At 30.1% G+C, this 3,714-nt stretch carries 2 protein-coding genes; both read right to left on the minus strand.

The window, feature by feature from the left end; translation table 11 throughout:
• Positions 1 to 142: 142 nt before the first annotated feature.
• The gene (locus BM241_RS11935; protein ID WP_177206173.1) at positions 143 to 1,696 is read right to left on the minus strand and encodes a response regulator transcription factor; all 1,554 of its coding nucleotides are present in this window, start codon (positions 1,694 to 1,696) and stop codon (positions 143 to 145) included.
• Complete coding sequence (locus BM241_RS11940; protein WP_177206174.1) at positions 1,689 to 3,449, minus strand: cache domain-containing sensor histidine kinase; 1,761 nt, start codon at positions 3,447 to 3,449, stop codon at positions 1,689 to 1,691. The genes BM241_RS11935 and BM241_RS11940 overlap by 8 nt, the downstream gene beginning before the upstream one ends.
• Positions 3,450 to 3,714: the final 265 nt, after the last annotated feature.

A 3,714-nucleotide genomic window follows, 5' to 3' on the forward strand; every position in this document is an offset into this window, starting at 1 on the left:
TTATACCATAAAAGAGAGGATGTTTCTATATTTTTATGCCGAAAAATGTTGATTTTTCAAGGTTCAGAGCTCATTTTTTATGTGCGAAGTCTGAGTTAAATAAAATTATCCGACATCATTGTTTAAAAAACAGATTTAGATTTCATTTTTGATATCCTAACATTTTCTTATACTCTGATGGAGTATAGCCTGTAATTTTTTTGAAAACCTGTCCAAAGTATTGAGGGTTATTCCCATATCCAACACATTTCGCAATATCAGAAATTTTACAACAACTTTCTTCTAATAATAATTGCTTAGCTTTTTCCACCCTCTTCTCCATCAGGTATGCGGAAAAATTTTTCCCTACTTCCTTTTTAAATAGTTTGCCTAAATAATCTACATTCATATAAACAATTTTTTCAGCTATCCAAGAAAGGGAAAGGCCTTCAAAATTTATGTTTTCTTCTATAACCTTTAAAACCGTTTTAATAATTTGACTATTTTTTTCTTGATTTTCTTTATAATTACCCTCTGTAATTTCCTGTGCTATAGACATGATAAAGTTAAATATCTTATCCAAAGTAGCAATGTTTTGAAGCTTTGAAATCTGTTTCATATACTCATTAAGGTTTTGAAGCTTTGCCTGGCGGATAATTGAAATGTACAATTCTATACATAGTGTTCGGACTATATCAGGCTCGAATTTATTACTATTTAACTTTGTAAAAAATGTTTTGACTTCTTTACAAACCGCATCCACATTTCCGCTTCTAATCAATAAAGCCAAATGTTGATAATCAAAATTTATAATTGATTGTAATAACTGTTCTTTTTTACCTACATCATCCCTGGTAATAATACAGTCCTCACCCAAATAAAATCGGTACTCAAGATATTCCATTGCTTCATTATACAAATCCGGCAATTGTTCAAAAAAACCTTCTGAACTTACAGCCACTGTAAAGCTAAGACCACAATAGTTATAAAAGCTTCGTTTTATTTCTTTTAAATAAGAAAACAGCTTCTCAAGTGGAATTGCCTTCTGCAGCAATAGCACATTTTCACCAATTATCGTGCTAAGTAAAGAGTAATCCTTTTCACAATAATCCAATAAATTCTTTAAAGCAAATCGTTTTTCAAACTCATTATTATCATCCAAACGAAAAAGTAATAAACGCATTTTTCCAGCAGGCAATTTTAATAACTCTTTAAAATAAACAACATCTTTTTCATCCCTTAATCGCCCCATCACACAATCTCGAAAGAACTGTTCTTTTACATAAGGGATTACTCTTTGTAAATCTTCCTCCATTTTCTTTATAAATTTTTGTCGCTCCTTGTTTTGTTTTAGCTCTTCTATTACCTTACATAAGACCCTGATAATTTCGTCTTCATCGCATGGTTTCAGGAGATAATATTTAACCCCATACTGCATGGCTCTGCTTGCAAAATTAAACTCTCCATACCCTGATAAAATTATAAAAATGATATCCGGAAACTCTGTTTTAACTCTTTCTATAAGTTCCAATCCATCCATTCCCGGCATCTTAATATCCGTAATTACAATATCTGGATTCATATTTCTTATTTTCTCATAGGCTTCTATTCCATTCTCAGCATCTTCTACTTGGATGCCCAAAGAATCCCAATTTACTAATTGTACAATACCTTCCCTGATTATCCACTCATCATCTACCAATAAAAGTTTATACAAATTCATCACCTCTTTTATAAGGAATAAAAATACATACCTTAGTTCCCTCTCCCAAAGCACTGCTTACATTTATACCGTAATCCATCCCAAACATAATCTTAATTCTCTCATTTATATTTTTAATACCGATACCAGAACCTCTGGGTTCAATCTCTCCCTTATTTAACTTCTCAACAAAATCCTTATCCATTCCCGGACCGTTATCTTCAACCCAAATTTTTAACCCTTTTTCCAATGGTTCAATCCATACCTTTATTTCACAAACACCCAAAATCTTTTCCAAACCATATTGAATAGAATTTTCTACTATAGGCTGAAGAGAAAGCTTGGGAATCATATATTCCCAATAATCTTGTGGAATATCCATTGAAAAGCTTAATCTTTCTCCATATCTATATTTCTGTATAATAATATAATCTTCTAAAATTTTCATTTCTTCTTTTAATGTAATAATTTCACTTTTATTGCTAATGGAATTTCTCAATAAACTTCCCAAAGCTTTAACCATAGAAGCTATTTGATATTGTTTATTAAATCTTGCCATCCAATTAATTGAATCCAATGTATTGTATAGAAAATGGGGATTAATCTGAGCTTGTAAAGCTTTAAACTGAGACTCCTTAATTGCAATTTGCTTCAAATAGTTCTCTTTTATCAATGTATTAATTTTATCCACCATTAAATGAAAATTATATTCCAGCTCAGCTATTTCATCTCCTTGTCTCTTTATATTCACACCCATTTGTGCAATCTTTTCAAATTCTCCCTTTTCTACCATTTTCATTTTATTTGTTAGTCTTCTAAAAGGTTTAGTAATCTCACTGGAAAATAACAAACTTAAATATATAACCAGTACAAAAATACCAACATAAACCAAAACTAAAATTGTATGAACCACTATAATATTCTTAAAAATGCTTGAATAAGGCAAAAGATTAACAAATTTCCAGCTAGTCCACTGAGAAGTAACATAAGTAATTAAATACTTTTCCCCTTGAATGTTACCGATAAAATATCCCATTTTTTTATTCATTCTGTATACTAACTCATTAAACAAAAATTGATGATTGTTCTTTTGATATATAACTCCATTTGGCGATAATATAGCAAAATTTAAATCATATTCACTTGTCAATCTTCGATTTGAAAAATTATTAAATAGCTTTTCCGGATCAATCCGAATAATAACTAATCCCAGATTTTCTAATTCTAACTTAGGAATAGACCTTACCACTCGTGCAGCAATAATGAAAGGATCAAAACGACAAGGACCAATCCATACGATTCCACCTTCTCTTTGAATAGCCTGGTTTCGAATAAAATCTAACCTTTTTGGGTCTATTTTAGCGGTATCCCTTCCCCATGAATACTGATTACCTTTGATATCAACAATATTAATAGAAGAAATATAATTTTCATCAAAAAACCATGTAAGCATCTTTTTATTGAAATTATTCAATACCTCATATTGATTATATGAATTGTCGTCATGTCGAACAATAGCTAAATATTCTTGTACCTCTTTACTAGACAGAATATCAAAAGAGATTTGATCTATTTTGTTTAGTCTAATATCTACCATTTCTGATAATAAAATCAAAAATTCAGCTGACTTTTGGTATAATTGTTCCTCATAAATATTAAAAGATAATTGCAATGCTGCAAAACCTGTAGTAATAAGAATTAAAGATATAGAAAAAAACATAATAATCAGTTTTTGATTAATCTTTAAATTAGTAAAAAATTTTTTCATATAGATCCACATTTCATTCCTTATGAAATAATAATTGTTATTTGTCTTACAACATACTATATTTTTATATTATTTTGCAATCGAATTTTTGTCAAGGTGGATCAAGTCCAAATTTTTGTGTAAAATTCCCTCTGGCTAGAATCAGGTTAAATTATCACCACTAATCTTTATTAAATTTTACTGCTTCCGGCTTCTTTTAGGTCAAGGATTCGCTATCGCCGGGCTGCGCCCGTCCTTGACCTAAAAGAGCCTCCAGCAGTTTTAT

The sequence above is a fragment of the Caldicoprobacter faecalis genome (genome assembly GCF_900115765.1).
GTDB classification, from domain to species: Bacteria; Bacillota; Clostridia; order Caldicoprobacterales; family Caldicoprobacteraceae; genus Caldicoprobacter; species Caldicoprobacter oshimai.